This window comes from Rhizobium sp. Root1220 (assembly GCF_001426265.1).
Classification (GTDB): Bacteria; Pseudomonadota; Alphaproteobacteria; order Rhizobiales; family Rhizobiaceae; genus Rhizobium.
On sequence record NZ_LMDG01000016.1, the window covers coordinates 38099 to 44098 of the forward strand.

9 protein-coding genes are annotated in these 6000 nt (G+C 55.1%); 2 read left to right on the plus strand and 7 right to left on the minus strand.

Going from position 1 to position 6000, the window contains the following annotated elements; genetic code table 11:
• Positions 1 to 476: 476 nt before the first annotated feature.
• The 6 genes from ASC90_RS13550 to ASC90_RS29375 form a co-directional block, all read right to left on the minus strand.
• A complete protein-coding gene (locus ASC90_RS13550) occupies positions 477 to 659 on the minus strand; it encodes a hypothetical protein (RefSeq protein WP_056541109.1) in 183 nt (60 codons plus the stop codon).
• Positions 646 to 987, minus strand: coding sequence for a hypothetical protein (locus ASC90_RS13555; protein ID WP_056541112.1), 342 nt, complete (start codon positions 985 to 987; stop codon positions 646 to 648). Before ASC90_RS13555 ends, ASC90_RS13550 begins: the two co-directional genes overlap by 14 nt.
• A gap of 350 nt (positions 988 to 1337) precedes the next feature.
• On the minus strand, positions 1338 to 1622 hold the full coding sequence (locus ASC90_RS13560) for a hypothetical protein (RefSeq protein WP_156392925.1): 285 nt from the start codon (positions 1620 to 1622) through the stop codon (positions 1338 to 1340).
• Between the two features lie 859 nt (positions 1623 to 2481).
• A complete protein-coding gene (locus tag ASC90_RS13570; protein ID WP_056541121.1) occupies positions 2482 to 2748 on the minus strand; it encodes a DUF1488 domain-containing protein in 267 nt (88 codons plus the stop codon).
• A 51-nt stretch (positions 2749 to 2799) separates the two neighbouring features.
• The gene (locus ASC90_RS13575; RefSeq protein WP_056541124.1) at positions 2800 to 3057 is read right to left on the minus strand and encodes a hypothetical protein; all 258 of its coding nucleotides are present in this window, start codon (positions 3055 to 3057) and stop codon (positions 2800 to 2802) included.
• Positions 3058 to 3147: 90 nt separating this feature from the next.
• Positions 3148 to 3294, minus strand: a complete 147-nt coding sequence (locus ASC90_RS29375) for a hypothetical protein (RefSeq protein ID WP_200950899.1) — start codon at positions 3292 to 3294, stop codon at positions 3148 to 3150.
• A 155-nt stretch (positions 3295 to 3449) separates the two neighbouring features.
• Here ASC90_RS29375 and ASC90_RS13580 point away from each other — a divergent pair, with 155 nt between their 5' ends.
• Positions 3450 to 4829: a recombinase family protein gene (locus tag ASC90_RS13580; protein ID WP_056541128.1), complete on the plus strand. Its 1380-nt coding sequence runs from the start codon at positions 3450 to 3452 to the stop codon at positions 4827 to 4829.
• 54 nt (positions 4830 to 4883) lie between these two features.
• Here the strand turns inward: ASC90_RS13580 and ASC90_RS13585 are convergent, their stop codons facing one another.
• Positions 4884 to 5195 (minus strand): DUF1476 domain-containing protein, encoded by a 312-nt coding sequence (locus tag ASC90_RS13585; RefSeq protein ID WP_056541131.1) that lies wholly within the window; start codon positions 5193 to 5195, stop codon positions 4884 to 4886.
• 522 nt (positions 5196 to 5717) lie between these two features.
• Between ASC90_RS13585 and ASC90_RS28215 the strand changes: the two genes are divergently transcribed.
• The coding region (locus ASC90_RS28215; protein ID WP_082519906.1) for a UBP-type zinc finger domain-containing protein at positions 5718 to 6000 on the plus strand (283 nt) is incomplete at its 3' end.

The window sequence follows — 6000 nt, forward strand, 5'->3', positions numbered from 1 at the left end:
CGTCGTCGGTGTCACCCAATGTGCGATCGCGTCATGCAGCACCCAGGGTGATGGCGCGCTTCGCGTGACCTCAGTGGCATCAATTGCGTAAATTGACACCACTCTTCATGATCGGAATCCCATTCGCCGATGATTTCTCCGTCGACACGTAATACGGCGCCCCTAAAGCTCGGTTGAGGTAGTCCAGCATCATAATGTCATGGCGAACCATGCCTGCCGCATCGATCAATTCACAAATGGATTCAAACTTGTGGCGGCATAAGCGGCAATCCTGATCAAACCGGCCAATCAGGAGGTGATGCCAACGATTGTGCCCGTCGCAATGCGGGGGGTACTGACAATCCAAGAATACTAAGACGAGTTCAACAGACGCAGCCTCGACCAGCTACGGGGCTTCGAGTCATTATCTGGTCCTCGGCAGGACACGAGGCGTTCTCCCCTGAGTCTCGCAACCGCCAAATCGACCAATTGTGATTTCAGTGGACTCTTCTATTCAGTTGATTGATCCCCAGCCGTTTCTCGCGCAACGCGGTGCTCTTGCCATCCCGTTCAGCTTTTTCACCCAGTGTGATGGCCTTTGCGTTTATGGTGGTTTGGCCCTGTTTGCCCAAATCGAGTAGAAACAGGTCCATCCGGGTAAGGTCTTTACGCCAAGCCATTCGGCTCCTCCTCAAGTGCGCTCTTCGTTCGATGGGTTGGGTGGCGATACTCCGGGTCGCTCGTGCTGATGCCCCGAATGGCAAGCCGATGAAGTCCGCTGGTTAGGAAGACCTTCTTTTCTGGCCGGCCGAAACGCCGCTCAAGTTCTGTCTTAAGCACAGCCGGATCCCGCACGCCACTCTGGAAAAGGCGGATGAGCAACTTGGCTGCGACATCGGTAGGGCCGTCGAGCAGGAACTCGCCGGTATATCCGGCTTTGGTGAGCACCTTCCGAAGGAGATCCAAATTGGCCGCCGTCAAGCTCTTGGAGGGGTGTTCGGAAGACATGTCGTCCTCCTTTCGATCGGGGCCAGGGCATGAAGCCCTCAAGCAGTGGCGCCCTTGAAATTGCACACTGAAGTATTGACCTTGCGCTTATCCGGGAGACAAAGCAACTGCGCCCCCAATCTACTTAGCGACCCAATCCCCGATGACCAGCACAAGGCGCGGTGAATACGATCACGGGTGGCGAAGCGAAGGACCGGGCTTTTCAGACCAAGCCCATCGCCAACTACAGCGCTAACATGAGGGGTTGGCTCCGTAGACGCGGTAACGACTTTAACGGTGCAGAGCTGGAACAGTTCCCGACCCGCACGAATGAGGCATCCAGGGTGTTGTCAGGTCAGTCAGGTGCGCTTTTAGTGGTGCAGTCTTGTCAGCGACCAGTGACCACGCGTCTCCGACGATTCTTGGTCCGTAAACTCGAAGCTACCAGCAAGCTCCTGGAATTTACCCAGCTCGATTGACAAGCCGGCCGGGCTCGTGACGCCCTGCTGAAAGCTCTGGATAAGATGAGAAATACCAGCTTTGAGATGCGGCAGGTTGGCGGTCATCATCGTATCGTGGAGGCCGGCTTTGCGTAGTGCGTCCTCTATCAATTTTAAACTTTCAGTATCTAGCGGAGTGAAAGATTTGGAAGACATTGCGTCCTCCTCTCTGATTGGGGCAAACGACATGTCGCCCTTACTCAACGGCCCTGAACATGGCTGCGGAGACGAAGACTATGCTCCGTCGAGACTGCGATGGCGAACGCAATCTGTAAGGTCCGGGACGTCAACGCCCAGCTACACGATTCCCGAGTCTCGCCCAGGAGAGCTTCCAGCTGTTGGGGGTGCCGGACGTCATGGTGATGTGACGCGCTGCCGTCCGCGTGTTCATCTGCGTCCATGATTTCGACAATCCACTCGACTGGAAGCACTCCGTGCCAAGCTTTTTCCTTCAGGACAGTGCCGAGTTCGTTGAGCCCGCACATGCCGCTCTCGGGCTCGTGCTTATCTCGTTCAAGCGTCCAAACATATTTTATCACTTGCATGTATTCCCGATTCACGATCTCGCGTAGTTATGCCCCAGCTGTCTAAAGTGTTTAACACTGAATGTACCCAGCATCCGGCGCATTGGCAGGAACCCGGGCCAGCAAGATTTCAACAAGCTCTGCAGAGGTCATCTCTCCCCGCGTTGCCAGCAAGTCAATGGCAAGCCTCGTGGCCCATCGGGCGAAGGCGCTGCCGGGTTCGACCCGTAGTGACTGGCACCAAGCCTTGACGGCGGAAGCAGCAGTGTCGAGTTGGCCGTCAGTGAGATCGACATTGTCAGAAAAATTCAGGGTCTTTTCATACTCCTACCTCAGGCAAGAGCGCTTATGATCTCCCAATCGGCTCTGCCCGGAAACTAGGGGCCGACACCACCACTATAGGCCGAAACGAGTGGGCATAAAATCATTTATTAGTGTCTGTTGACGGACGATCGGACAGGATGACCCCGTATGCGTCATACAGCATACTACTATTTGAAATCCGACCGCTGCAAGACGATCGAGCTCTTCGGTTTTGACGTGTATACGCGCTTGGCAACATCGAGAATTCTGGTTCGAAGCCTGTCAAATGATGCGAGATAATCGCGTTCCAATGTCGCAGCCTCGAACCGTTCCTTCGCCAAAACGTCGATATCCACGAAGAAGCGAATTTCGAACATACCGTCATAGCCAAGGAAACGAACACGCCTGGCACTCTCATCATAGCTTCTGGCGTTGTTGGGAAATGCAATTGCCATGGTGAACCCTTATCTTCTTGTCTTGAAACACGTCTCGGTACGATCGCTCAATCAGTGCGATTGATCGTTGGCCAGAGCAGTTTCGATTTCCTCCGGAGACACTCGCAGGCGCTGCCGTGTCGCTACGTCCATCGCAAGCGCTGGTATTTCGAGTTCAGTGCTGGTTCTCTTGAAGGCGGAGAACGACAGGCCTTCAATCTCCTCCTCCTCGACAATCAGCCGATATGTCCCAGCTGCGAGGGGAACCATCAACGAACTGAGAGCGAAGGGATGGGCAAAGGTTATTTCAGTTTCCGTCGTGCGTTCCATTTGAATTACCTCATGGGAGCAGCATTTGAATTGGATCTCACAGCCGAGAGCAGAAACATCGCGTATGGAATACTTCTAAGATGGCTGCTCCTACCAGAGGACACCTCTGAACGTGACATATACGATAAACGCAAGACTGATTGCCGGGGTCGACTTGATAAGAAAATCCACATAGCGAAACCGCACGGCTGCGCGCATCAGATTTTCCGCAGAGTAGATGGTGGAGGCGGAAGACATGTAGTCCTCCTTTGTTGGGGCTGGAACGCTTTAAGCATCCTCACCTGGCAACGCCCGTTTTAGATGTCGCCAATATACAGGAGATGGTGTTCCGACTTGGCTATTGCAATGGGTAAGGTCGTCCGAACGGAATTCGTGCTCGTATTCAAAGAAAATTGCCTCTGACAGGTATCCGCCGCCGCAAGGCACGGGGAACGGTCGTCATCATCGACGATGTGTCGCGCTTGGCACGTGGCCTGGACGCTCACCTTGAATTGCGCCGGTTGATAGCGAGCGCTGGAGGCGTTCTGGAGTCTCCTTCGATCGAGTTCGGCGACGATCCGGACTCCATCCTTGTTGAAAATCTTCTGGCAAGCGTGTCACAGCACCACCGCCAGAAGAACGGCCAGCAAACGATCAACCGCATGAAGGCACGGGTGCAGAACGGCTACTTCGTTTTTCAGGCACCAGTTGGCTACCGTTATGAGCGTGTCAGCGGACGCGGCAAGATGCTCGTCCGCGACGAGCCGGAAGCTTCTGTCGTTCAGGAAGCTTTGGAAGGATACGCATTCGGGCGGTTTGAGACGCAGGCCGATGTTATGCGCTTTCTCCAAGTTAATCCGCTGTTCCCCAGAAAGGGGAGCATCCTCAATCACCGCGTCTTTCAGCTTCTGAGCCAACCAGTCTATGCGGGCTTCGTTGAGGCACCCAGGTGGGGCGTCACGCGCCGCCTTGGGCACCACGAGCCCCTTATCACCGTTCAGACCTACACGCGCATCCAGGACCGCATAAACGGTCACAGCTACGCGCCAAGGCGCAAGAACCTCAATGAGGAGTTCCCGCTGAGGGGCTTCGTTGAGTGTGCGGATTGTGGAACGCCGTTGACTGCATGCTGGTCTGCGGGTGAATACGCAAAATACCCCTACTACCTCTGCCCCAAGAAAGGCTGCGCTAGTTATCGCAAATCCATCCGCCGCGAGAAGATCGAAGGCGAGTTCGAGGAGCTTTTGAAAAGCGTCCAGCCGACCGAGCAGCTTTTCAACGTCGCTACCTCAATGCTGAAAAAACTGTGGGAGCATCGTCTGGCGCAAGCGCAGTCGCAGATCAACGGGATGAAAGCGGAATTGGTCAGTCTCGACCGGGAGGTAGGCACCTATCTCCAACGAATCGTTCAGACGACGGTGCCGAGCGTGGTTTCTGCGTACGAAAACCAGATCGGCAAGCTTGAGGAGCGGAAAGTTCTGATGCGGGAGCAGATAGCTTCGGCTGGTCGTCCGCGCAGCACCCTGGAAGATACAGTTCGAACGGCGCTTGAGTTCCTCGCAAACCCCTGGAATCTATGGAGAACGGAGCTTCCGGATAACCGCAGAACGGTGATGAAACTGACTTTTTCGCAGCGTTTAGTGTATCGAAAAAACGAAGGATTTCGAACGGCAAATTTGACCTTACCGTTCAATATGTTAGGCCTCTACGGCTCATGGGCTAGAAGTCCCGCCGATACAGGGGCGAAACTTGTCAGTCGGCGCTTCGATTGCAATCGAGGGCCGGGTCGCTGATATAGCTCGCTGATCCACGCACCAATGCCATGGCGATCAAAAGCTCGCGTTGGCTTAGTTGCGGGAAACCTGTTCAACGGCAACAGCAAGAAACTCAGTCATCTTTTCTCGAAGTTCGGCATCAGTGATCGTCGCGCCGACGGTGTCGAAGTCTCCGCGCACCTTTCTGAACACGTCCTCGTCGCCAGCCTGAGTCATGTCAGCCTCAATAACCTCGAGGGCGTATCCCTCTCTGTCTGGCTTGCCCATCAGTTCGGCGGCCCAATGTCCTAGAAGCTTGTTGCGGCGACCTTCCGCTCTGAACTTAAGTTCCTGGTCGTGTGCGAACCTGCTCTCCAGTGCCCGCTTGCGGTCGTCGACAGTCATTCACAAACCTCCCATTCGTGTTGGATCTTGCCTCCAATGGCCCAACCCAAGAAATAGGTGGGTACGGGTGGCTGCCATTTCAACGATGGGATGTCGGAGTACGCAATGAATAAGCGATGGCCTGGGTGCGTGGATCAGCTTGAGGATCGCACCGAGTTCGTCGAGCCGGCCAATTGGGCCGATGAGCCCACGCCCCGTCGCGCCTGACAAGCGCTCCCGAAAGAATAATGCGCCTCCGTCCGGAAAAGGCTGTTCGAGAGCGCGGAGTCGGAAACCTTACGCCAGTCGCAAATCGAGAAGCGGGTGCAGCTTCTTTAGATTTGGGAGGGACTTGAGTTGCCAAGGATATTGACTGGTGCCTTTTAAAACGAGGAGGAGGTCACCGATGTTCCGCGCTTCAATGGTCAGGTTTGCGGCGCGAAGCCAGAAATGGATATTCCTGCTGTCCGACGATATGAGTGGCTGAACTGCCATTTTCGGCTACATTGTCGCCAGTCCCCGGGCAGAATTCAGGAAGTGCCGATGAAGCGCTGCAACCATCAAACTTCGATCAAGTCTGTCGTGCCGCAGACACTGGGCTGTGAGGAGTGCCTAGAGGTTGGCGAAACCTGGGTTCACCTACGTCTATGCCGAGAGTGCGGCCACGTCGGGTGCTGCGACGATTCAACTGGCAAACATGCTACCGGGCATTTCCGGAGCACCGGTCACCCAATAATCGAAGGCTACGATCCCCCGGAGGGCTGGGGCTGGTGTTTTGTCGACCAGACCATAGTTGAACTGCCTAATCAGACTCCCGAGGTAGGAC